The organism is Dyadobacter sp. Leaf189 (assembly GCF_001424405.1).
GTDB lineage: Bacteria > Bacteroidota > Bacteroidia > Cytophagales > Spirosomataceae > Dyadobacter.
In genome coordinates this window covers 78564-104842 of record NZ_LMPS01000008.1, presented here as the reverse complement: position 1 = coordinate 104842, position 26279 = coordinate 78564, and the positions used below count along the sequence as shown (strand labels likewise).

14 protein-coding genes are annotated in these 26279 nt (G+C 47.1%); 11 read left to right on the top strand and 3 right to left on the bottom strand.

All coding sequences use genetic code 11. The annotated features are described in order from the left end of the window. The first annotated feature begins 188 nt into the window (after nucleotides 1–188). Entirely contained in the window at nucleotides 189–833 is a 645-nt protein-coding gene (locus ASG33_RS23490) for an NAD(P)-dependent oxidoreductase (protein WP_056291344.1), read from the top strand. A 160-nt stretch (nucleotides 834–993) separates the two neighbouring features. Here ASG33_RS23490 and ASG33_RS23485 read toward each other — a convergent pair whose 3' ends face one another. Next, entirely contained in the window at nucleotides 994–3969 is a 2976-nt protein-coding gene (locus ASG33_RS23485) for an FAD-binding and (Fe-S)-binding domain-containing protein (RefSeq protein WP_056291342.1), read from the bottom strand. Between the two features lie 353 nt (nucleotides 3970–4322). Between ASG33_RS23485 and ASG33_RS23480 the strand changes: the two genes are divergently transcribed. The 7 genes from ASG33_RS23480 (at nucleotide 4323) to ASG33_RS23450 (ending at nucleotide 20505) form a co-directional block, all read left to right on the top strand. Next, nucleotides 4323–7400 (top strand): TonB-dependent receptor, encoded by a 3078-nt coding sequence (locus ASG33_RS23480; RefSeq protein ID WP_056291340.1) that lies wholly within the window; start codon nucleotides 4323–4325, stop codon nucleotides 7398–7400. Nucleotides 7401–7467: 67 nt separating this feature from the next. After that, nucleotides 7468–8943: a RagB/SusD family nutrient uptake outer membrane protein gene (locus ASG33_RS23475; RefSeq protein WP_056291713.1), complete on the top strand. Its 1476-nt coding sequence runs from the start codon at nucleotides 7468–7470 to the stop codon at nucleotides 8941–8943. Nucleotides 8944–9054: 111 nt separating this feature from the next. Then, nucleotides 9055–12417 carry a VCBS repeat-containing protein gene (locus tag ASG33_RS23470; protein WP_056291338.1) on the top strand — a complete coding sequence of 1121 codons (3363 nt, stop codon included), beginning with the start codon at nucleotides 9055–9057 and terminating at the stop codon, nucleotides 12415–12417. Further along, entirely contained in the window at nucleotides 12414–15755 is a 3342-nt protein-coding gene (locus ASG33_RS23465) for a VCBS repeat-containing protein (RefSeq protein WP_056291336.1), read from the top strand. Before ASG33_RS23470 ends, ASG33_RS23465 begins: the two co-directional genes overlap by 4 nt. Before the next feature lie 6 nt (nucleotides 15756–15761). Then, entirely contained in the window at nucleotides 15762–17063 is a 1302-nt protein-coding gene (locus ASG33_RS23460) for a hypothetical protein (protein ID WP_056291335.1), read from the top strand. Nucleotides 17064–17068: 5 nt separating this feature from the next. Next, a complete protein-coding gene (locus ASG33_RS23455) occupies nucleotides 17069–18115 on the top strand; it encodes a DUF4249 domain-containing protein (protein ID WP_056291712.1) in 1047 nt (348 codons plus the stop codon). Beyond that, nucleotides 18115–20505 (top strand): carboxypeptidase-like regulatory domain-containing protein, encoded by a 2391-nt coding sequence (locus ASG33_RS23450; RefSeq protein WP_082489394.1) that lies wholly within the window; start codon nucleotides 18115–18117, stop codon nucleotides 20503–20505. Before ASG33_RS23455 ends, ASG33_RS23450 begins: the two co-directional genes overlap by 1 nt. A gap of 12 nt (nucleotides 20506–20517) precedes the next feature. Here ASG33_RS23450 and ASG33_RS23445 read toward each other — a convergent pair whose 3' ends face one another. Further along, a complete protein-coding gene (locus ASG33_RS23445; protein WP_056291330.1) occupies nucleotides 20518–21306 on the bottom strand; it encodes an SDR family oxidoreductase in 789 nt (262 codons plus the stop codon). 138 nt (nucleotides 21307–21444) lie between these two features. Between ASG33_RS23445 and purH the strand changes: the two genes are divergently transcribed. The 3 genes from purH to ASG33_RS23430 all read left to right on the top strand — a co-directional run bounded on the left by purH (nucleotide 21445) and on the right by ASG33_RS23430 (nucleotide 25688). Then, nucleotides 21445–22980 (top strand): bifunctional phosphoribosylaminoimidazolecarboxamide formyltransferase/IMP cyclohydrolase, encoded by a 1536-nt coding sequence (purH, locus tag ASG33_RS23440; RefSeq protein ID WP_056291328.1) that lies wholly within the window; start codon nucleotides 21445–21447, stop codon nucleotides 22978–22980. Nucleotides 22981–23039: 59 nt separating this feature from the next. Then, the gene (locus ASG33_RS23435) at nucleotides 23040–23909 is read left to right on the top strand and encodes a hypothetical protein (protein WP_229238830.1); all 870 of its coding nucleotides are present in this window, start codon (nucleotides 23040–23042) and stop codon (nucleotides 23907–23909) included. A 159-nt stretch (nucleotides 23910–24068) separates the two neighbouring features. Continuing rightward, nucleotides 24069–25688 (top strand): sodium:solute symporter family transporter, encoded by a 1620-nt coding sequence (locus ASG33_RS23430; protein WP_056291326.1) that lies wholly within the window; start codon nucleotides 24069–24071, stop codon nucleotides 25686–25688. Between the two features lie 66 nt (nucleotides 25689–25754). Here the strand turns inward: ASG33_RS23430 and ASG33_RS23425 are convergent, their stop codons facing one another. Beyond that, the gene (locus ASG33_RS23425; protein ID WP_031530590.1) at nucleotides 25755–26201 is read right to left on the bottom strand and encodes a peptidylprolyl isomerase; all 447 of its coding nucleotides are present in this window, start codon (nucleotides 26199–26201) and stop codon (nucleotides 25755–25757) included. Between the last annotated feature and the right edge of the window lie 78 nt (nucleotides 26202–26279).

Here is a 26279-nt window from a genome sequence, read left to right as displayed (position 1 = left end):
TGCCGTCCTAAGACGAGTGAAAATTTACGCCGTTTAAAGAGCTGGTGTTTTTCATTTTCACCAAGAATTATATATTTGTCTCATTAAAATCTTCTGATAAAATATCACCTCAGCGCTGAAACATGCGCATTGCCGGCCTTGAAGAGGTTTGGCTGCAATGGTATTTTTAAAATTTTATCAGAGAGAAAATGAACACAATCCAGCATATTGCCGTCACTGGCGGAAGTGGCCGCACGGGCCGGTTTTTGGTAGAAGCGCTTCTTCGCGAGGGCTATCACTTAAAATTGCTGCTCCGGCATCCTGAGCAATTCCCGGTTCAGGGACCCAGTATCACAATCATAAAAGGAGATGTGCTTGATCCGCAAGCAGTAGAGTCGCTGGTAGCGGGCTGCGATGCGGTGATGAGCGCCACCGGGCAGCGTAAAGGCGAGCCGCTGATGCCTTCACAGGCTGCATTCCACATTCTGAATGCGATTGAAGCGCAGCCCAACCGACAAATCCGCTACATTACCCTCGCGGGTCTGAGTGTGGATACACCGACGGATGAAAAAGGCTCCGTAACCCAGCAAGCCACTAATTGGGTGCGCGAAAAATTCCCGGATGTCTATGCTGATTTACAAAAAGCGTATTCGCTATTGCAGCAAAGTCAGGTGGATTGGGTGCTTGTGCGGGTACCATTCATTGAATTCGAAGCAGCAACGGGAAGCGTGAAAGTAGATTTGGCTGATTGTTCGGGTACAAAGATCGCGGCCGGTGATATCGCAGAATTTATGGTTGCACAGCTGAAAGAGGAAAAATACCTGCGAAAAGCACCATTTGTAGCAGGAGGGTAGATGGAGGGGCGCGGCTTAGGTGCTAAAAGGTAGCATGCTGCCTTCACTTCGACTGCGCTCAGTGTGACAATGAGCGTTTGTCACACTGAGCGCAGTCGAAGTGCCTAAGCGCAGTCGAAGTGCCTAAGCGCCGTTGAAGTGCCAAAGCGCGGTCGAAGTGTTACACCAGCGCCTCGAACAAGATCTCAGCGGGATGCAGGGCTTTTCTTCCTGTGCCGTCGTGTATCTGGTGCCGGCAACTGGTGCCCGGCGCAGCGATGATTACCTCTTCGGGTTGCTGGCGCACAGCCGGGAAAAGTACCAGTTCTCCGATCTTCATTGAAATATCATAATGCTCCTTTTCGTACCCGAATGAACCCGCCATTCCGCAGCAGCCCGACGGGATCAGCTGGACGGTGTAGTTTTCAGGAAGTGAGAGCATCTTTTTAGTAGGTACCAGACTTGAAATTGCCTTCTGCTGACAATGACCGTGCAATTTGATAAGACGCTTCTCTTTGGTGAACTTGTCTTTCGATATATTTTTCAGTTCAATTTCCCTGGCGATGAACTCGTCAAACTGCAATGCATTCATAGCCAATTTTTTAGATTCTTCCAGCAGCTCGTCACTTACCAGGTCGGGATACTCATCGCGGAATGTTAATATAGCGGAAGGTTCAATGCCGACAAGCGGGGTATCATGCGAGATGATGTCTTTCAGCAGCCTGATGTTCTCTTCGGCGATCTTTTTCGCGTCTTTCAAAAGCCCTTTCGAAAGCTGCGGCCGGCCGGAAGGTCCGTGATCAGGAATAATAACCTCGTAGCCAAGTTTTTCAAGTACCAGAATGGACTTCTTGCCGATCTCTACATCATTATAATTGGTGAACTCATCGCAAAACAAATAAACCCTCTTGCCTGATGTTGCGGGCTTTTTACGCTTGTCATACCACTTTTTCAATGTAGTATCATGCAAAAGCGGCATGGTGCGGTCGGGGTGAAATCCTACGACCTGGTTTGCTATTTTGCGCAGCGGGGCATTCTTGAAAATCAGGTTATAGGCCCAGGGAACGTAGCTCGCCAAACCTGTCATTTTAGAGAAATTTCCCACCAGCCAAGACCGCAACGGAACACCGTGTACGTCGTGGTATTGTTGCAAAAATTCCATTTTCAACTTGGCTGCATCCACGTTCGAGGGGCATTCGCCTTTACAGCCTTTGCAGGCCAGGCAGAGGTCATAAACCTCCTTGATTTCATGATTGTCAAAGCGGTTTTCCTTGGGAGACCGCGTGAGCATTTCACGTAAAATATTCGCTCTGGCGCGCGTAGTATCCTTTTCATTACGCGTTGCCATGAAGCTGGGGCACATGGTACCGCCGCTCAGCTCCGTTTTACGGCAATCGCCCGATCCGTTACATTGCTCTGCGTGCTGTAACACATCCTGATCGTGGAAACGGAAGTAAGTTTTGAACTCCGGTGTTTTCTGATCTGCCTCGTAGCGCAGAAAAGTGTCCATCGGAGCAGTATCCACAATTTTACCAGGATTGAAGATATTATTCGGGTCCCAGGTCTTCTTAATATCCTTAAAAAGCTGGTAATTATGCTGGCCAACCATTTTTGGAATAAACTCCCCGCGCAGCCGACCGTCTCCGTGCTCGCCAGAGAGAGAGCCGTCATATTTTTTTACCAGATCCGCAATCTCCTCTGCGATCATCCTGAACTGCCGGTGGCCTTCACTGGTTTTCAGGTTAATAATAGGCCGCAAATGCAGCTCGCCTGACCCTGCGTGTGCATAGTGAACTGCCGACATGCCGTGCTTTTTCAAAATCGCATTGAAATCACGGATATATTCAGGCTGATCGTACACATCAATCGCTGTATCCTCAATCACCGCCACGGCTTTTTCGTCGCCCGGAATATTGGCCAGCAAGCCGAGGCCCGCTTTTCTCAGCGTCCAGATCTTTTTGGTATCATCTCCAAAAAGCAGGGGATAGTGGAAGCCGATGTTTGCCTCTGTCAGTTCTTTTTCCAGCGTTGCAGCCAGTGCCTCTACTTCTTCTTTCGTCTCCCTCGAAAGGTCCACCACCAGGATGGCGGGATAGTTGCCGTCAGGTTTGTTCTTTACGAAAAACGCGTTTTTCTTCTGTTCCGGGTTGGTAGCAGCGCATTCCAGTACATATTCATCGATCAGTTCTACGGCCTGCGGCTGGTATTTCAGTGTCAGTATCGTAGCCCGCAATGCCTCATCGATGGTAAAGCAATGCACGCACACAAGTCCCTGCGTTTTGGGAGGCAGGGGTACCAGGTTTAATTTGATTTCTGTCAAAAAGCACAATGTACCTTCCGAGCCCGCGATCAGGCTGCACATGTTGAATTCCTTCGCTGGCTCCTCCGCGCCCTGGGTATAGGGCGCCGTATTCAGCAGCATATCCAATGCATATCCTGTGTTACGCCGCTCAACGGAGGGTTTCGGGAAGTTCCTTCTTATTTCTGCCTGGTTTTCAGGCGAGGACAGGATTTCATTTGTCTTCAGATATATCTTGTCGAGCAGCGACGCGCTGCCGTTTTTTTGCTTTGCGGCTTGCAGCAAGCTGTCGTATTCTCCCTTTTTGATATTTGAAAAAACGGCATCAGTTCCGTCTGCAAGAATTGCTTTTACTTCCAGCGTATGCTCCCTCGTACTTCCATAAACAATTGAATTGGAACCGCAGGAGTTATTTCCCACCATTCCGCCGATCATCGCACGGTTGGCAGTTGATGTTTCAGGACCGAAATAAAGACCGTAAGGTTTCAAAGCCATATTCAGCTCGTCCCTTATCACACCAGGCTGCACACGTACCCATTTTTCCTCCGGATTGATTTCAATGATTTTATTAAAATTCCGCGAAACGTCAACCACCAGTCCATTCCCTACAACCTGTCCTGCCAGTGATGTTCCGGCTGTTCTCGGGATCAATGAAATCCCATTTACCGCAGCAAATGAAATCAGGGCTTTAATATCGGCTATTGACTTTGGTATGGCGACGGCCAAAGGCATTTCACGGTAGGCAGAAGCATCAGTGGCGTATAACGTACGCATTGTATTATCGTAATACAGATCGCCTTCAAGCTGCTGGGACAAGGAACTTAACTGATTGCCGGATACGGTTGGCTGAGGTGTCATAAAAGCATTAAAAAACTAAACAGGGAGAGCAAAGTTACACACTAGCTGCAAGGATTTCCAGCAAATCTTGCAGGAATACGGGCTTAGCTCACCTTACAGGAGCCACTTATTTATGCGTACATGCCTTTTGGAAATTAATAAGAATTTAATGTATTCTATTTTGGAGTGCATATTGCATTATCCGTATGATTTTTATTATTTTGTGTGAGTTGTACTGCTTAATTTCAATTAATTCATCAGGAAGTTCAGAAAGGCAGGGAGTTGCCTATTTTTCTGGGAGATTATGATCCGTAATGAGTTAGCTGGGATGAACCAGGAAAACAGACAAATACCAAATTAATATCTATCAACCTATGATGCATTTATCCTATCAAGAACCTTATTACAATGATGTTTCGGGAAAAAGTATTCAAAGAGAGAAAACAGGCGCAGGCTTCCTCCGGATCGCTGCATTGTTTGTTCTGCTTTTTACCCTAGTTAACACAGCTTTCGCCCAGGATGTGGAAATCACCGGAAAGGTGACCGATGCAAAAGGAAGTGGCTTGCCGGGCGTTTCCATCACCATTAAGGGCAGCACGAAAGGTACTAACTCCGACATGGACGGTAATTACTCCGTAGCAGCACCTGCAAATTCAACACTTGTTTTCAGCTTCATTGGTTTTACCAGTAAGGAAGTGATAGTAGGCAACCAGTCCAGAATTGACGTTTCGCTTACTGACGACGTGAAAGCACTGGAAGAAGTAGTTGTTGTGGGTTATGGTACTGCAAAAAGAAAGGACGTAACCGGAACAGTAACTTCGGTTAGTTCGAAAGATTTCAATGCAGGTATCAACCCGAACCCGCTGCAGGCTATTCAGGGCCGCGTGGCAGGTTTGACGATCACCCAGCCAAATGGTGACCCTAACACTAGCCCGACTGTAAGGCTTCGCGGGTATACCTCACTGGCAGGCGGCAGCGACCCGCTATATGTGGTTGATGGAATTATCGGTGTGCCGATCAGCACGATCTCACCGACAGATATTGAGTCAATGGACGTTTTGAAAGATGCATCTGCTTCTGCAATCTATGGTTCACGTGCAGCAAACGGCGTTATCATTATTACTACAAAACGCGGTAAGTCTGGCCGGGCGACAGTTACATTTAATAACTACGTAGGTGTTGATGTAATTTCAAATAACCTGAAATTGCTTGATGGACCAGGTTACATTTCTGAGGTACAACGCATTAAAGGTGATTCATCACTTCTGGATAATCAGCGTTTTCCAAAAGATGCGAGCGGTAAATTTTACAATACAGACTGGTGGGATGAAATTTCAAGAAGTGGTTTCACAAACAGCCACGATCTGGCGGTTGCAGGTGGTTCCCCTACATTCTCTTACAGAGGTTCTGTTAACTATACAAAACGTCAGGGTATTATCAAGAATACCGGTTTTGATCGTCTGACAGGCCGTATCAACCTTGATCAGAAAGCATTGGATAACAGACTGAACATTCAGTACAGCTTGTCATACACCAACACCAATTCTGACCTGACTGACGGAGGTATTCTTGCAAATGCTACATTATTCCTTCCTACGCTTCCGAAACGCAATGCAGATGGATCCAACTATGAAATTCCAGGTGCATTTGACTTGAACAATCCGGTTGCAATGTTGGAAAATGAAACATTCCAGCGCCAGAAAAATACATTGGTTGGAGCCGTAAATTTAAAATATGAGGTTTTTAGCGGCTTAACACTTGGTGTAAACGGAGCGCTTAAAAATGATCAGGAAGTGACGAGCCGTGCGCGTGACAGGTCAGTGAAGGCTTTCCAGATTACAAATGGTGAGGCTTCAAGAAATCTTGGTCAGAGTAATGATAAATTGCTTGAATTGACAGCGACGTACCTGAAAGGTTTCGGAGAAAAAGGAAGTAACTTCTCTCTTTTAGGTGGTTATTCATACCAGGACATTATCAATGATGGTTTTGGAGCAAATAATACACAGTTCGTTGCGACGGGACTTGGGTTTGATAACCTTGGATTAGGATCAGGATCATTAATACTTCCTAAAACCGGTTATGTAAGCTCTTACAGAAACAGAACTTCACTTGCATCTTTCTTCGGTCGCGGTACATTGAACTTCAATGAGAAGTACAACCTGACTGCAACACTTCGTTATGATGGAAGCTCGAAATTTGGAGCAAACAACAAATGGGGTCTTTTCCCATCTGTGGCGGGAGGCTGGACGATTTCGGACGAATCTTTCTTCCCAAAATCAGAAGCATTCAACTATTTGAAACTGCGCGCGAGCTGGGGTAAAACGGGTAACTCGGAAGGACTTGTACCTTACCAGTCTCTTCAATTATACGGTCCGACCACTTCCTACTACGACGGAAGTATCAATAACTTCCTTCCAGGATATGCCATCACGCAGAATACAAACCCTAACCTGAAATGGGAAGTAGTGTCGCAGACCAACATCGGTCTTGACTTCCAGTTAGGAAACGGCCGCTTCTCCGGATCAATTGACGTGTTCGATAAGAAGACCAACGATATGCTTTACAAATACTCTGTACCAGCTGATGGTGTGAAATACTTCACAAACTTCATCTGGGCCAACGTTGGATCGATGAGCAACAAGGGTATCGAACTTTCGTTCGGTGGCAACGTGATCGAGAAAGATAACTTCACATGGAATAGCCGCCTGACAGGTTCTTACATCAAGAACTCGATCATCAACCTGAAAAGCAACGACTTCGACTCTGGTATCATCCGTTTCAATGCATTCGGCGGTCGTGGTCTTTCCAACGTGTATGCTTCGATCCTGACACCAGGACTTCCATTGGGTTCATTTAACAACGTAGGTCATTTTGTTGGATTTGATGATAAAGGCCAGATGTTGTTGCAAGGAAAAGATGGAGGTTCATCAGTAACCAACCCTGCTGACGCACAGATTGGCTTCAAAAACAACCCGCAGCCTTACCTTACAGGAGCGTGGATCAACAGCGTGACTTATAACAAATTTGATCTGAGCTTCCAGTTGAGAGGTGTATTTGGAAACAGCATTTTGAACAACCTTCGCTCTAACCTTTCGATTCCGGGCTCAATCCTGGAAACCAACATGCTGGAAAGCGTAAGAGAAGTTCCTGCTAATTTCAGCACCAATGCATTGTCTGACTACTGGTTGGAAAAAGGCAGCTACGTTCGTCTTGATAACTGGCAACTGGGATACAATCTGGCACTGGAAAGTAAGTACATTAGCAACGCACGTATTTACCTGGGTGGAAACAACCTGTTTATCATTACCAAATACCGCGGTGTGGATCCTGAGCTTGAAGTAAAAGGTGATTTTAACAATGATAACTCGGCGCCGAACAGCCTTGGTCTGGATGCAACGGGTATTTATCCAAAAACACGTACATTCCAGCTTGGCGTAAACCTGACATTCTGATCTGACTGATAGTGACTACACACGTTGCATTCAGCCAAATCGCCAAAACTTTTAAATGACCATTAAAATGAAACTGAAAGTAAAACATATACTACTTGGCTCAGCATTGTTGCTGACCGGCCAGGCATGTACAGACCTCACTGAAACACCCTACGATGTAATCCCGACGGACCAGTTTGGTTCTACCCCACAGCAGCAGGCAGCCCTTCTCGGGCCGCTTTATAGCTCGCTGGGTGATTACTTCGGTCGCTTTGCCGAATTGAATACAGTGACTGACGAGCAGGTAATCCCAACCCGCGGCGGTGACTGGAAAGACGGAGATGCCTGGAAACGTTTGAAACAACATACCTGGACTCCTGCCGGAGACGATGATAAATTTAACGGTCTCTGGACGTGGTGCTACAACAGTATCACATCCATTAACCAGCAGCTGAACAATCCGGAAATTACGGATGTGGCAACCAAGTCGGAGCTGCGTGCATTGCGTGCGTTTTACCACTACGTGCTGCTGGACAACTTCCGGAACATCATCATCGCGGATAAGCTGGGCGGCGACAGCCCTACCCAGAAGACAGGTGCTGAGGTTTTTACGTGGATTGAAAAGGAACTAAAAGAGTCTTATCCTAACCTGAGCGAAACTGCAGGTGGTGCTTTTTACGGCCGTTTCAACAAATACGTTGCCGATATGACATTGGCTAAATTGTATCTGAACGCGGAAGTTTACACAGGTACTCCTAAATGGGCAGAAGCAAAAGCGGAGTGCGACATTATCATCAATTCCGGTAAGTATGCGCTTTCAGCTGACTTTTTCAGCAATTTCTCTACGCAAAACCAGTCTTCAAAAGAGAATATCCTGGCTGTACCTTACGATGCTTCGAAACGGGGCGGGTTTAACATGAACATGCGTACGCTTCACTATCTGAGCCAGTTGACTTACAACACACCTCAGGCTCCATGGAACGGATACTGTACTGCAACTGAGTTCTACAACTCTTTCAAGGAAGGTGATAACCGCAAAAACATGTGGATCGTAGGACAACAGTTCTCATCTGACGGAAAGCCGCTTACCGATGACGGAAAACCTTTCGTTTTTACTCCTGAAATTCCTGCATTCGAAATGCCGGCAGGACCTACTGCACGTTTGGCCGGAGCAAGAAGCCAGAAATATGAGATCCAGCGCAATGGAGCAAGTAATGATCAGGATAATGACTTCGTGATCTTCCGCTTGGGTGATACTTACCTGATGCGCGCAGAAGCGAATCTGAGATTGGGTAAAACAGCTGACGCGATCAAAGATGTGAATATCGTACGTGCCCGCGCAGGCGCCACGCCGATCACTACGCTTACTTTGGATGGAATGCTGGCAGAAAGAGGTTGGGAAATGGCGTGGGAATACACCCGTCGTCAGGATCTGATCCGTTTTGGACAGTTTAACAAAGCGTGGCAGTTCAAAACTGCGTCTCCTGAATTCCGGAAGCTTTTCCCGATTCCCGCTACACAGCTTTCATTGAACCCCAACCTGAAACAAAATCCGGGTTACTGATTTTACTGAATAAATTCTTTTTGACAGGAGCAGGCTACTTAACAGACTGCTCCTGTTTTAATTTACATTTATGTGATAGTTTCGCCAGAAACAGAAAGAATCCCCTCCCAAATGATTTGGATTTTCAGAACGCTCCTGGTTTGCGGATTTAGTACACTGATCTTTTCAGGATGTTCTAAAACGGAAAAGAAGGACACACTTTTTGAAGAAATGTCTTCCCCGGAAACGGGAATCTCCTTTGAAAATACGATTACCAATAGCGAAGAATTCAACATCTTCAACTACCGCAATTTTTACAATGGAGGCGGGGTTGCTATCGGAGATATTAATAATGACAACCTGCCCGACGTATACCTGATCGCCAACCAGGGCGACAACAAGCTTTTTCTTAACAAGGGTAATTTCAAGTTTGAAGACATTACAGAAAAGGCAGGCGTGGCCGGAACTAAATCGTGGAGCACAGGCGCTACGTTTGCGGATGTAAATGGCGACGGGCTGCTGGATCTGTACGTATGTAATGCGGGCAGATCGGAGGAGCGGGCTAACGAGCTTTTTATTAATAAGGGGAATGGCACGTTCAAGGACGAGGCGAAAGCCTATGGTCTCGACGATGGCGGCTTCTCGACCCACGCTGCATTCTTTGATTATGACCGGGACGGCGACCTCGATATGTTCCTGCTAAACAATAGTTTTACGCCAGTGGGCAGGCTTGCTTATGCCAATATCCGTAACCAGCGGGATAAGGAGGGCGGCCACAAATTATTCAGGAATGACGGTGCACATTTTACGGATGTAAGTGAGGCGGCAGGCATTTATGGCAGCCTGATCGGTTTCGGTCTCGGCATCACAATCGGTGATGTGAATGACGATAACTGGCTCGATATGTACATTTCCAACGATTTCTACGAGCACGATTACCTTTACATCAACAACCACGACGGTACATTTACAGAGTCGATCCAGTCGGCTATGCAGCATACCAGCCTTTCTTCAATGGGCGCGGACATTGCTGATATTAACAATGACGGTAAGCTGGATATTTATGTTACGGATATGCTGCCCGGCATTGACCGCCGGCTGAAACTGACTTCTACCTACGAGGGCCACGATCTTTTTGAACTGAAAGTTTCGCGCGACTTCCATTATCAATACATGCAAAATACGTTGCAGCTTAACCAGTCGGGCGGTCCTGACAGCAAGACCTGGTTCAGTGAAATTGCACGTTTTACTGGAACACACGCGACAGACTGGAGTTGGGGCGCATTGATCTTTGATATGGATGCGGACGGCAATAAGGATATTTTTGTCGCCAACGGAATCAATAAAGACTTGACAAATCAGGATTTTGTCGCCTTCCTGGCAGATCCTTCCAATATTGCCGAGGTGAGCCGCACCAGGAAATTTGACTATAAGTTGTTTCTGGATAAAATGCCTTCCGAGCCGCTCGCTAACTATGCTTTTAAAAATGGCGGCGATCTTTCTTTTGCTAACAAATCGGAAGAATGGGGCTTGAATACACCTTCATTTTCAAACGGCGCGGCTTATGGCGACCTGGACAATGACGGCGACCTGGACCTGATCGTAAACAATGTAAATGGTCCGCTCTTTGTGTACAAGAACCACGCAAATGAGCGCGCCGACTTCCATTATATTAAATTCAGGCTGGTTGGTGAGAAGGGAAATGTGAATGCGATCGGAGCAAAAATATATGTTCATCAGCCGGATAAAACACAAATGCTGCAGCAAATGCCTAACCGCGGGTTTGAATCTTCGGTGGACTTGCGGCTTGTGTTTGGTCTTGGTAAAAACCCGGCGGTGGATTCAGTCACAGTAGTCTGGCCGAACGATCAGCAGCAGGTTCTGAAAGCGCCGCGTGCCGATTCGACTTATACATTAAACCAAAAAGATGCTCAAACTCCCTGGAAGGCAAATAGCAAAACAGGGCAGGAGCGTTTTGAAGAATCAAAATCGTCAGGGATAGATTTCACGCATGCAGAAGCCGAATTTGTCGACTATAACACAAACCCGCTCCTCAAACAAATGTACTCGCGCCTGGGACCCGGACTTGCAGTGGGCGATATTAATAAGGATGGGCTGGACGATGTTTTTGTAGGAGGCGCAATCGGCCAGGGCGGGAAGCTTTTCCTGCAAAAGGCAGACGGAACATTCTTTGAAAAAACGCCGCAGGCAATTGCAGACGATAAGGCGACAGAAGTATCAGATGCTACATTCTTTGACGCCAACAACGACGGGAATGCAGACCTTCTGATTGTTTCGGGCAGTAATGAATTCAAGGATGATGATGAAGCATTGCAGCCGAAGCTGTTCCTCGGCGACGGTAAAGGTGGTTTTGCAGCAAGCACCGGTCTGCCAGGTTTGAAAATGAATGCATCCTGCGTGACGGTAGCTGATTATGACAAAGACGGCGATCAGGATATCTTCATCGGCTCGCGGCTGAGATCAGGGCAATATGGTGTGAATCCGCCGAGCTATTTGCTTACAAACGATGGTTCGGGCAACTTTAAGAATTATACTAAAAGGTACATGCCGCAGGTGGATCAGCTTGGTATGGTCACAGATGCAGTGTGGGCAGATATGGACGGCGACAGCTTTCCGGAGCTGGTCGTGGTAGGTGACTGGATGCCGGTAATGATTTTCAAAAACAATAAAGGAAAGCTGGCAGCAGGCACGCAGGAGTTCAAAAGCGCTGGTGGCGAAGTTGTGAAAACAAATGGCTGGTGGAATACGGTGGAAGTGGCAGATATTGACGGCGATGGTGATCCTGATATTATTGCTGGTAACCTGGGCATGAACTCGCGGCTGAAAGCGACCCAGCAACAACCCGTCGAAATGTTCGTGAAGGATTTTGATAATAATGGTATTACAAAACAGATAATCACGTGCCCCGACGAAACCGGCACTTCTTACCCGATGGTTATGAAGCCAGATTTACTTCGTGCAATGCCTTCATTGAAGAAGAAATTTGTCAAGTTTGAACAGTATGCCGACAAGAAAATTGAAGACGTGATTGACAGTAAAGATCTGGAAAGCGCGGTGAAAAAGGAGGTTTTTATGCCTGCATCCGCTGTGTTCAGGAATGAAAGCCGGGGTAATGCATTTACTTACCTGCCGCTGCCTGCGCTTGCGCAGCTTTCCCCTGTTCACGCCATTATCCCGACAGATTACGATCACGACGGACAAATGGACCTGATCATCGCGGGCAACTATTACGATGTGCTGCCCGAAATCGGCAGATATGATGCATTCAGAGGGCTCATTCTCAGGAACAATAAGGGCAGCTTTGAGACAAAGCTTCCGTCAGAAACAGGACTTTGGACCGAAAATCAGGTGCGCCAGATGAAGCAGCTCAAACAAGGTCAGGTGATCGTAGGTAATAACAATAGTAAAATTCAGGTATTCAGAACGGCAGCGGGCAAAAAACCGAAACCCCAGCCGGGACTCGCATTGAAATGAAAAAAATTGTATTGATGATGTTGTCGGTATGTGCCTTTTTCCAGGCTTGCAAACCGAAGAAAAATCAGGATGAAAAGCCGATGTTCGTGGTAAAAGACTCAGCCTCTACGGGTGTTAGTTTTACCAATCGTGTTGTCGGTGACGAGAAAATGAATTTGATGGATTACCTCTATTTCTATAATGGAGGCGGCGTTGCTACCGGTGATATCAACAATGACGGACTTGCAGACGTGTACTTTGTATCCAATCAAGGCAAGAACAAGCTTTACCTGAACAAAGGCGGTTTCAAATTCGAGGATATCTCTGAAAGTGCAGGTGTGGAAGGTTTTTCGGACTGGCAAACGGGTGTGACGATGGCCGATGTGAATGGGGACGGGTTGCTCGACATATATGTTTCGGCGGTGGGTAACTTCCGGGGAATGGAAGGAGCCAATGAGCTGTATATCAATAATGGCGACCTGACTTTTACGGAAAAGGCGGCCGACTACGGTCTTGATTTTACAGGATTTTCAACGCAGGCTGTATTTTTTGATTATGACAAAGACGGCGATCTGGATTGTTACCTCTTGAACCACGCGGTGCATACCTCCCGAAGCTACGATCGCGTAAGTACCAGGCATTTACGTAATAATGAAGCTGGTGATTACTTGTTTGAAAGCAAAATTGCCAACGTGAAGTCGGACGGTTTTGAAAAACCCATAAAGTTTGTGGACGTAAGTGAAGAAGCGGGCATTTATGGTGCCGCAATGGGCTATGGTCTGGGTGTTGCCGTCGCGGATATCAATAATGATGGCTGGGACGATATCTACGTTTCCAATGACTTTCACGAAGACGATTATTGCTACATCAATAACCATGACGGGACTTTTACGAATAAAAGCCGCGAAATGTTCAGGTACACAAGCCGGTACTCAATGGGGAATGACATTGCCGATGTGAATAACGACGGGTACCCTGATGTAATGACGCTCGATATGTATCCGGAGGACGAAACGATTGAGAAATCGTCGATCGGGGAGGATGCATTGGATATTTACCTTTATAAACTGTCGTTTGGGTACATGCCGCAGCTGAGCCGCAACTGCCTTCAAATCAATTTGTCGGGTGAAAAGTTTATGGAGGTAGGCGCCATGGCGGGCGTGGCTGCGACGGATTGGAGCTGGTCGCCGCTCCTGGCTGACTATGATAACGACGGTATTAAAGATCTTTTTGTAAGTAATGGGATTGCACACCGTCCGAACAATCTGGATTATGCCAAATATGCTGCCGACGATTCACTGAGATACGCCAGCGAAACTTCCATTGAGCTGGATAAAAAGGCATTGGAGATGATGCCCGAAGGAAAGGTGCATAACTACCTTTTCAAAGGTGCGACAGGGCCGGTTTATGAAAATAAGTCGCTAAGCTGGGGATTTGAAACGCCGTCACTTTCCAATGGAGCCGCATACGCAGATCTTGATAATGACGGTGACCTGGATCTCGTGACCAACAATCTCAATGAACCTTCGGCTTTCTATGAAAACCAGGCAAATGCAATCGCCGGAAATGGTTACCTGCGGGTTAAGCCGGAGGGTTTTCCGCTCAACGTTTTTGCATTTGGTACCAAAGTCGTGATCAAACAAAAAGGCGGCATTCAGATGCAGCAGCTTTCAACGACGCGCGGATTTGAGTCTTCCAGCGAGCCGATCCTGCATTTTGGAGTGGGTAAAGAGACTGTAATCGACTCTGTAATCATTGTCTGGCCAAACCAGGAAGAACAAATCCTGACACAGGTGAAACCCAATCAGCTTTTGAAGGTTAAATACAATTATGATTCCAAACAACCCGGAGACAATTCAAAACTGGTCGAAAAAAGCCCTGCCAAGTTATTCCAGGAGGTTTCCAAAGATTTTAATATCCCATTCAAACATCTTGAAAATCAGTACTTCGACTTCTATCGCGAAAGCTTAATGCCGTTTCTCGTATCCACAGAGGGGCCGAAGATCGCGGTGGCAGATGTAAATGGTGATGGTCTTGAAGATATGTTCATTGGTGGTGGCAAGTGGCAAGCTGGTGAGTTGTACCTGCAAACGGCTGGCGGCAAGTTTGCATTGACCAAACAACCCGACTTTCAGGTAGATTCAACTTTTGAAGACGTGGATGCGGTGTTTTTTGACGCGGATAAGGACGGTTTTCAGGATTTGTATGTGGTGTCAGGCGGTAACGAATTTTACGGGAATATGCCGCAGCAAAATGACCGGATCTATTTCAATGACGGCAAAGGCAATTTCACAAGAAATGAAAAAGCGCTGCCGCCGATGCTGATGAACAAATCCTGTGTCAAACCCTTTGATATAGATGGTGACGGTGACCTCGATCTGTTTGTTGGTGGGCGTGTGGTTGCATTTCAATATGGCGTGACGCCGGATTCGTACATTCTGATCAACGACGGGAAAGGGAAGTTTAGCGATCAGACCAGCAAAGTAGCTCCTGATCTTCGCAAACTGGGAATGGTGACGGACGCGATCTGGGCTGATATCAATGGAGATAAATCAGCGGATCTGGTAGTTGCCGGCGACTGGATGCCGGTTACTGTTTTCCTTAATAAAAAAGGTATTCTTGAAAAGGCAGACCAGTATAAAGTACCTGCCGGCTTTTGGCAATGCGTTCAGGCAGCCGATTTTGATCAGGACGGAGATATTGACCTTGTAGCTGGTAACCTGGGTAGAAATACCAAATTCAGAAAACGGCCGGATTCGCATTTGAAAATGTGGGTTAAGGATTTTGATAACAACCAGGGACTTGAACAGGTTGTTGCTTACAGCGTAGATAAAAAATGGTATCCCATTGCTTTTAAAGATGAATTGGGAAAACGCATTCCTTCCATTATCAACAAGCGTTTTACGGATTACCGCACTTTCGCGGGTAAAACGATCAATGAACTTTTCAAGTCCGACGAACTGAGTGACGCGAAGGTTCTGGAAGTGGAGAAGTTTGAGTCTGTGTACATCGAAAATAAAGGCGGCAGTTTTGAAGTTCACGATTTGCCTTTCAATGCGCAGGTTTCCAAGTTATTCACATTGGTGGTAACAGACATTAACAAAGATGGAAAACCTGATATTCTGGGAGGCGGAAATTACCTTGGTGTAAGTACATTCCAGGGCCGCTATGATTCCAGCTACGGGCTTATTTTATTGAATAAAGGAAAAGGAAATTTTGAGTCAATCCAGCCTGTGGGTGCCGGGTTTGCGCTTGATGGCGAAGTAAGGGACATCAAGCCAATCAAAAAAGGCAACGAAGTTTTCTGGCTGGTAGCACGCAACAATATGCCAGTGTCAGTTTACAAACCTGTCCGTTAGCCACCGATGAGAAAGCTTTACCAACTTCTGACTTTGCTGAGTATAAGCTTTCTTAATTCCTGTGAACAGGAGTTTGCGCCCACAGGGATAGAACAGGAACCTGATATTCCGGTCGCCATTGTAGCTGTGGACCAAAGCAAAACAGCTTCCGAGGCAGGTATTACTTTGAAACTACCGCAGAAAGAGGTTGCAAACCTGCAAATCGGGCTTTTCAACAGTGGCGGTGAAAAGGTATCACTTACTTCCGGTTCCAGTGAAGTGACCGGGAAGTTCAGCCTGCGCAATTACAATGCATCAGGCTTGAAAGAAGGAGAGCTATATAAGCTGCAATTGTCCTATACCGATTCGCGGAAAAATCAGATAACTACTTCCAGGAGCTTCACCGCCAGGGCCGCTCCGGCATGGAAGCGGCTTCCTCACATTCCCGTTTCAGGCGGAGACTTTACGGGCGCTGCCTTGTATTCCCCACTTTTCTCCCAGCTTGCCGTTTACAGGTATCAGGATGCAACACGCTGGGACATTTTAAAATTTATTAACGGGAAATGGGAAAGTATCGAAAGTAAGAAGCCTATTCCCAGGCACAATGCAATTGCTTTTCCCCTCGGGCAACTCGGCGACCGCGAGTTGATCTTTATGGGATTCGGATATCTCGACGATGACAAGCTGCCAACCAAGAAAGCTTACCTCAATGATTTTTGGTGGACAATGAGCTTCTACTACATCGGCCAGCATTCAGGAGTGGTTTTCCCGCTCTATGAAGGAATCGATAAAGACATTAAATACTTCCTGACTTTTGACAAAGCATACCTTCTGAAAGAAAACGATAACGGAAGTATGTGGTCGCTGGACATTACCTGGGACCAGGCCCAGCTTGCGCCGCTTCCCGAAAAGACGGGGCGCATTGCTGCATTTACTGTCGGAGGGACAGGCTATGTTGTCAACCAGCTTCCCGGCGCAATTCCGCATTTGTTTGCTTATGATCCCGCCAAAGACAAATGGACGAGAAAAGCAGACTTTCCGGGTAAGCTTCGCAGTGAAGGGACAGGATTTGTGGTCAAGAATAAAGGTTATTTTGGACTCGGGGTAGATGCCGAAGGAAAGGGGCTTCGCGATATCTGGGAATATGATGCTGCCGGAAATACCTGGCGGTACCATTCCGATTACCCCGGGCAGGGTAGCAGATTGCTGATTTCCGTGTCGGCTGCTAACAAAGCATACCTGGGCTGGGGCTATGAAGTGCGGCAACTGGAAGGTTCAGGGTCAAAAGAAATCATTGGGTGCACAGACTTTTGGGAATTCAATCCTTGATGAAAATGTCAGCTATATTCCGGTCCGCCAGGACGGTACTTCCTTTCTGCTTATTTCTATTCTTCCTAGGCTGTGTGGATGAAGTGCAGCTTCCATCACGTTCGGTCGAGTCGCGGCTGGTAGTGGAGGGTTTGGTCACGAATGAAAAACCGCCTTATACCGTCAAGCTTACATTCACGGGCGAGTATAACTCGCTGATTTATGGTCAGGCTGAGATTCCCGTTAATGGCGCGGACGTGAGCATTACCGAAATCGGAGGGCGCACCGTGAAGCTGGTTCAGGATGCACTTACTCCTGCTTATTACTGGATGTACGACTCCACATTTACAGGTAAAACGGGCAAAAGCTACCAGTTGAAAATCACATTACCTGGTGGCGCAACCTACATTTCAGAACCTGAGCTGCTTAGTCCCGTCGCCGAAATTGACCGCATTTATGCAGAGTACCGGCAGCGTGACGATGCAAAGATCGACGAGCCAGATCACTACGAAATTTTACTGGATACCAAAGATCCTGCTACGCAGGGTAACTATTACCGCTGGTCAGGCTATGGTTACGTGCCCCGCCTGTCTACCGGCGAGCCGATCGGAATGGGCTTTTGCTGCAAATGGTGTTGGGTACCTGTTTATGGGTCGAGAAGCGATGTGCTTTCGGATGTTCTGGTGAATGGAAACAGCATCAGCCGGCGCCACATTATGACGTCTCCGGTGTATTACGTAGGCAGGCATTACCTGGAAGTGCGCCAATATTCCCTCACCAAACCGGCTTACCAGTTTTGGGTGAAATTCGAAGAGCAGCGCAAGCGAAATGGGTCGCTGTTTGACCCGCTGCCGGCTTCAATCGAAGGAAACGTGCACCGCGAAGATGATCCGAATGTGCTTGCACTGGGTTATTTCGGCTCTTCGGCGGTTAGCAAGCGAAGACTTACCATTCCGGGGGATACATTGAATGCGGCCCGCCTGGAAATCAAGTACGGAGATGTTTTTGTCAAAGACGGCAACTGTCAGCTCATTTATAGTCAGGGGCAACTTAATCCTCCCGCAAATTGGTAATGAAAACGCGCAGCAAGCTTTTGATCCGAAATAACCTGCGACTGCTGCTTATTGCAGCGGTATGGTTCCTGGTACCCGAACTGGCCCATTCGCAGGCAGACTGGACGCTCAGAGGAAGCGTGCAGGATGCGGTTTCCGGGAAAGCGGTGGTGAATGCGTCGGTAGTGTCGCGGGTTTCAAAAGCGGCTTCGATCACGGATAGTTTGGGGAAATTCAGCATTCGCCTGAAAGCGGGTTCGCAGCTGGTAACATTTTCTTCGGTGGGGTATTTTTCAAAAAGCGTCACGATCAATTACCAGGAGGTACTTTCGGGAATTGATATAAAGCTCGCACCTGAAACGCGGGACCTAATGGAGCTGGTCGTAAAGGAGAAAGCGCCCGATGAAAATGTGAGGTCCAGCCAAATGAGTGTTGCCAGACTGGATATCAAGAACCTGAAAAACATCCCCGTCGTGTTTGGGGAGGTAGATATCATCAAAGCGCTTACTTTACAGCCGGGCGTGAATACAGTAGGGGAGGGTACGGCAGGGTTTAATGTGCGCGGCGGCCGCACAGACCAGAATCTCGTACTACTCGACGGAGCTCCCTTATTCAATACTTCCCATTTGCTTGGGTTTCTGAGTAATGTAAATGCCGATGCGATCCGCGATGTAACATTGTACAAAGGAGATATTCCTGCAGGTTACGGCGGCCGCCTTTCCTCTTTATTAACAATTAATACCCGCACTGGCAACAAGGAGCGCGTAAATGTATCTGCCGGGGTAGGTTTAATGACCGCGAGTATCATGGCCGACGGGCCGCTGACGAGGAATAAGCGGCTTACTTTTCTGGCGGGAGGCAGAGTGGCTTATCCCAATTTGCTGATCAAACGTTTCCCCGCTCCAACAAACCAGAACAAAGCATTCTTTTTTGACCTCAATGGAAAGCTATCCTACGAAATATCTGAAAACAGTGTGATCTCGGCTTCTGGTTATTATAGCCAGGATGCATTCAAATTCCCGGAAGACACACTTTACGGCTGGCAGTCAACCACGGCTACATTGAACTGGAACAGGCAGATCAACAAAGCATTATCCATTCAGTTGGGCGCAAATCTCAGTCACTATACATTCAACCTGAACGGAATTTCACCTACGATAGAATATCAGTTTCAGTCGGGTATCAGGCAGCATAATGCGCATTTGCACTTGCTTTGGGCACCTCAGCCGCACCATAAGTTTGAAGCCGGCTTTGATTTTACACAATACCAGCTTTCCCCCGGTAACCTGTCGCCCGAAAAAAACTCCAACATCACTAACATTGACATTGAGAAGGAGCAAGCTTTGGAAAGTGCATTCTTTGTTTCAGATGAATGGAACCCGGTTCCCTGGTTGTCTGTGAATGCGGGCTTGCGGTATGTTGCATTCAGGAATGTAGGCGCGGGAACTGTGTATCAATACGAAAACGGCATTCCGCGCACGCCGGAATCGGTTCGTGACACGCTGGTTTTCGGAAATGGGAAAAAGATTATAGGCTTTGGTGGGTTTGAGCCGAGGTTATCTGTGAGGATTAATACCGGCGGTACCAGTTCGCTGAAAATGAGCTATACCAAAACGCGGCAGTACCTGCATCTGATCTCCAATACAACCGCCATTTCTCCCGTAGATTTCTGGAAAATGGCTGATGATTTCGTCCCGCCGCAAACTGCCACGCAGATTGCGTTGGGCTATTTCAGGAATTTCAATGAAAATGCATTTGAAACGTCCATTGAGGTTTACCAAAAACATTTAAACAACCTAGTCGAGTACAAAAACGGCGCTACTTTACTGTTGAACCCGGCATTGGAAACCGACCTGGTACCGGCAGAAGGAAAAGCTTACGGCGTGGAAGTAAGTGTGCAAAAATCAAAGGGGGTGATTACCGGACTGCTTTCTTATACTTATAGCCGCACTTTTGCGCGCGTGCAGTCTGCATTCCCGTCGGAGCAGATCAACAAGGGCGACTGGTACCCGGCTACGGTAGACCGCCCTCACAGTGTCACTATATCAACGCAGTGGAAATGGAAGAAGAACTGGACTTTCGGTACCAATTTCGTTTACATGACTGGTCGGCCGATCACCTTCCCTGACGGTACTTACAGGCTCAATGATGTGGTCGTACAGGATTACTCCGCAAGAAACCTGGACCGGGTGCCGGATTACCACCGTGCGGATATTTCTTTTACCAAAGACACCCGCACCAGTACCGATCAGCGCCGCTATTCGCTCTGGTCTTTCTCGATCTACAATGTATATGCAAGAAGGAATCCGTATTCGATCTACTTCAAACAAACAGGCTCCCGGCTCGTAAGTTACCGCCTCTCAGTTTTCGGCACGATCATTCCTTCTATTAACTGGAAGTACTTTTTTTGATTGTTGGGCGTGTTACAAACTCTCTGTCCTGCCTCCATCAACCGGCAAATTGACTCCATTAATGCTGGCGGCAGCGGGGCTGCAAAGGAATGCGACGGCGGCGGCGGTTTCCTCAGGTTTTGTAAAACGCCGGATCGGGATACTCGCTGCGAGTTCGCGCCCCACTTCTTTGGCGGTCTTATTCTGAGATTCCGCGCGCATTTCCAGGACGGAATACAGGCGGGCTGTTTCAGTATACCCAGGAAGTACATTGTTGACCGTAATACCAAACTGCGCAATTTCCAGCGACAATGTTTTGGCCCAGCTCGCCACAGCTCCGCGGATGGTATTGGAAACACCCAGACCGGCAATAGGCTGCTTAACAGAAGTACTTATAATATTGACAATGCGGCCAAACCCCTCTTTTTTCATGGAAGGCAAAACCGATTGCACCAAAAACTGATTGTTGATCAAATGCATTTGAAACGTTTTGAGAAACTGATCGCTCTCCGCTTCAACGATCGGCCCGCCGGAAGGTCCGCCTGTATTATTGACCAGAATATGAACTTCAGGACAGAGACGCAGGTAATTTTCAATAGCTTCTTTTACGTTTTCAGTGTCACTAAAATCGGCAACTACGTAGCGGTGAAGCTGTCCGGCAGAGGTGTCAAGGGTGTCAACGGCACTGCGCAGTTTTTCTTCATTTCTGGCTACCAGCGTCACATTTGCGCCTAGTAGTGCCAGTTCAACCGCCGAGGCGAGTCCGATTCCTTGGGTAGCGCCGCAGACGATCGCTGTTTTTCCGTTCAGGTCCAGGTTCATATTTTCTGATTTTTTAAATGCGATAATAAGTTAAATCCCTGCCTCGATTTTCATTCCTTTCACTTCAAACTTCGCACATTTTTAGGCTATCTTTGCGGTTTATTTTCAGTCAGAGCATCTTACAGTTAACATTTTACAATGTCTAAAAAAATCCAATCCGCACTTATTTCTGTGTATTATAAGGACGGACTTGAACCTTTGGTTCGCCTCTTGCACAGCAATGGTGTAAAATTGTACTCAACCGGAGGCACGCAGACTTTCATTGAAAACCTGAACATTCCCGTGACAGCCGCGGAAGAACTTACAGGTTATCCTTCCATTTTCGGCGGTCGTGTAAAAACTTTGCACCCAGCGATTATGGGCGGTATTTTGTATCGTCGCGACGACGAAGGCGATGTAGCTCAGGCGGCTCAGTACAACATTCCTGCCATTGATATGGTGGTGGTAGATTTGTATCCGTTTGAAGAAACAGTTGCTTCCGGTGCGGGAGAAGAGGATATCATTGAGAAAATAGACATTGGCGGTATATCCCTGATCAGGGCAACCGCGAAAAACTTCAAGGATACATTAATCGTGTCTTCCCGCTCGCAGTATGCAGAAGTAGTAGAGCTTTTGACTGCCAAAGCAGGTACTGCCGATCTGGAAGACCGTCGCTATTACGCAGGTCAGGCTTTTGGTGTTTCATCCCATTATGATGGAGCGATCAACCGGTTCTTTACTGCGGGAAAAGAAAAAACAGACAAAGACCTTTTCGACTTTACGAGCCTGTCTTCACAAACCTTGCGTTACGGTGAAAACCCGCACCAGAATGCAACATATTACGGCGACCTCGAAGGTATTTTCGATAAGCTGCACGGAAAAGAGCTTTCTTATAACAACCTGGTTGACGTAGATGCCTGTGTGAACCTGATCGACGAATTCGAAGGAGCAGCTCCGACTTTCGCGATTATCAAACATACCAATGCATGCGGAATTGCTACTGCACCTACTGCAAAGCAAGCTTATGACAATGCGCTGGCCTGCGACCCTGTGTCTGCATTTGGCGGTGTTGTTATTACGAATGCAAAAGTGGATCTGGCTACTGCAGAAGAGCTGAACAAGCTTTTCATGGAAATCCTGATCGCGCCGGAATACGACGAAGATGCGCTGCAACTTTTGAAGTCTAAGAAAAACAGGATTTTGTTGAAGAGAAATCCCGTGGAGCTGCCTCAGATCATGTTTAAAACAATCCTGAATGGCGTTTTAGTGCAGGATAAGGACCTTTCCACCGAAGTAGCTTCTCAATACACTACTGTTACCGAAAAGGCGCCGACTGAGCAGGAACTTACTGCGATGGAGTTTGCGCTGAAAGTGTGCAAGCATACCAAGTCCAATACGATTGTTCTGGCAAAAGAAAACCAGTTGCTGGCCAGCGGCACAGGCCAGACTTCACGCGTGGATGCATTGCGTCAGGCGATCGAGAAAGCGAATGCATTCGGATTTGACCTGAACGGCGCAGTAATGGCGTCGGACGCATTCTTCCCATTTGCTGACTGCGTTGAGATCGCGCATAAAGCGGGTATTACTGCAGTAGTACAGCCAGGAGGCTCCATTCGCGACAAAGATTCGGTTGATTATTGCAACGCCAACGGTGTAGCAATGGTAACCACCGGCGTGCGCCACTTTAAACATTAATTGCTTGCTGCAGATTCGTGTCCATTCGCGGATTCGTGGCAATTATTTAAAGCATTTCTTTGAAAGATAACCCGGTACCAGCGCGCGCATTACGAATTATTAAAGTGATAGCCGCGCTGGTATTTATCATTCCGGCAAGTCTTTTCTTTCTTTATCCCCAGGTTTTTCATTGTGAACTGATCGCCTTTTCAGGTTTCCGGGAAAGCGGATCAGTTTATTTCAGCCCCGAAATCAAACCTGCATCTTACAAAAAGCTTAAACGGATAGTTAGTCTGGCAGAAATGCGGATTGATTCGTTTTACACCGGCAAAAAATCTTCCCCCAAAATCATTATCTGCAGCAACCCGCAGCAATACCAGCGTTACTGCAGCAGCACAGAAGGCGCAGGATGCAGCGTAGGCACTCCCTGGGGCAACAGCTACGTGGTTCTTAACGAACAAGGCGCAAATCTGGATGTGATCGCACACGAAATGGGGCACATTGAACTGCTGAAAAGAATCGGCTGGTGGAAAGTTACCTCGGAAATCCCGCAATGGTTTAACGAGGGACTGGCCTTGATGCTCGACAGAAGGTTCGTCAACAACCCCGATCCCGCCGGCCGCTATCTGGAATATATGGACGAGTGGATGTACTACACCGGCGGCGGACAGCAGATCCTGGAACTGGACCAGGTTGCGACTATTAAAGACTTTTTCAATGGCGGACAAAAGCACGTGATGCTTGCCTATATGTCTGCCGGAATGGAAGTATCCTACTGGCTTGCCCTGAGCGGCAGCAAAGGTTTGCAACGCTTTGTTCAGAACCTGAATGCCGGACAGTCTTTTGAGGAGGCTTATGCGGGCGCGGAGCAGGCGCGGCTGAAAGAATATTATAGGAAGTTACCCTCCAATCCGCTGAGATATTCAGATTCGGAGAAAATATCAGAGTAAAGCTTTGTTAAGATACGCTTGTATCTATATTTACAGGCACAATTTCTACAAGCTTAACGGCGATCTTACATAACTTTGGTTTTGTACTATTTTCCGAAAATAATGTACCTTTCGTTTTAAACTGACAAACCTCATCATTCATCTTTTTTACACTTTGCAATGCAGGAATTACAGACCCTAGATTACATCGTTTTCTTCTTTTATTTCATAGTTGTCTCCGGTTACGGTTATTGGATTTATCAGCGGAAAAGGTCAAAAACAGAGTCCACCAAGGATTTCTTTCTGGCCGAAGGGTCACTTACCTGGTGGGCAATCGGTGCGTCGCTGATTGCGTCGAACATTTCAGCCGAACAATTTATCGGAATGTCCGGAAACGGGTTTTCAATGGGGCTCGGGATTTCTACCTACGAATGGATGGCAGCAGCAACTTTGATTATAGTCGCTGTTTTTTTTATGCCCATTTATCTGAAAAACAAGATCTACACGATGCCGCAGTTTCTCAACGAGCGGTACAATCCTACCGTGAGTTTGATCATGGCTGTTTTCTGGCTGGCATTGTATATTCTGGTTAACCTTACTTCCATTCTGTACCTCGGTGCGCTGGCAGTTTCGGGTATTTCGGGTCTGGATTTTCAATTCTGTATGATCGCACTCGCTGTTTTCGCCATCATTATCACAATCGGCGGTATGAAGGTGATTGGTTTTACAGATGTTATCCAGGTTTTCTTCCTGGTAATTGGCGGTTTAGCTACTACTTATCTGGCTGTCAACCTGGTTTCGAGCAATGAAGGAATGGAAGGAATTGCAGCTGGTTTTAAATTAATGCGTGAAAATCATGACGACCATTTCCACATGATCTTTCCAAAAAGCAGTCCTTTTTACATGCAGCTACCCGGCCTGACTGTACTGCTGGGCGGTATGTGGATCGTGAACCTGAACTACTGGGGCTGTAACCAGTACATTACACAGCGTGCATTGGGAGCTGACTTGAAAACAGCTCGGAATGGTATCCTGTTCGCCGCATTTTTGAAATTGTTAATGCCTGTTATCGTTGTTCTGCCTGGTATCGCAGCATATTCACTTTATAGCAGGGGAATGTTTCAGGCCGAAATGTTGGGTGACGACGGTGTGATCAATGCAGATAAAGCCTATCCTGTACTATTGAACTTGTTGCCTGCCGGCTTGAAAGGACTTTCATTTGCAGCACTTACGGCTGCCGTAGTAGCCTCCCTGGCTGGAAAAGCAAACAGTATCTCGACGATTTTCACACTCGATATTTTCAAAAATTACATTGGTAAAAATGCCTCGGAGAAAACCCTGGTTCGCATTGGACGGATCGTCGTGGTAGTAGCAATGCTGCTGGCGATTGTTGTTTCTCCTTACATGGGCATCGATAAGAAAGGCGGTTTTCAGTTTATTCAGGAAATGACGGGGCTGCTTTCGCCGGGTATTTTTGCATCATTTATCATGGGCTTCTTCTGGAAGCGTACCAATTCGGCCGGCGCATTGTTCGCAATCGTAGGCGGGTTCCTGATTGCGCTTGCGATGCACAACAACTATTTCCCGTTTGCCGACTGGACGCAGGTTCCATTCCTGGACCGTATGGGAATCGTGTTCATAATCTGTGTGGTAGTGATGGTAATCCTGGGATTGGTATTACCAAATGAGAAGAAAGGGCTGGAAATCGATTCGTCGATGTTCATCCCGCACCGCAGCTTTATCATCGGCGCGGTGATCGTGATCGGAATGATTACTTTCTTGTACGCACATTTCTGGTAAGATCAGCTATTCAACAAAAAAAGGCTTGGGTGACCAAGCCTTTTTTTGTTGTTAATGCAAACAGGACTAAGCTTCCTGCTCTTCGATAATCGTGATCTTCTGGATCTTGTCGCCCTGACGGATCAGGTCAACCGTTTCAACACCTTCCACCACTTTGCCGAAGCAAGTATGGTTACCGTCCAAATGCGCAGTGTTCTTGCGGCTGTGGCAAATGAAGAACTGAGAGCCTCCGGTATCACGGCCAGCGTGCGCCATTGAAAGTACGCCACGATCGTGGTACTGGTTTCCGCCATTCAGCTCACATTTGATTTTATAGCCAGGACCTCCGCGGCCGGTTCCTGTTGGGTCACCACCCTGGATCATGAAATCCGGGATTACGCGGTGAAAAATCAATCCGTCATAAAAACCTTTTTTCGAAAGGTCAACAAAGTTTTTCACTGTTCCCGGTGCATCCTCATCGTAAAATTCGATCAGCATGGTGCCTTTGTCAGTGACCATTTCAGCTTTTGTCATGTTAAAGAGCGTAATAATTGATAAAAGTCTTTTGCTTTCACGCAGCATTTCGCTGCTGCTATAAAACACAAAGAAAAG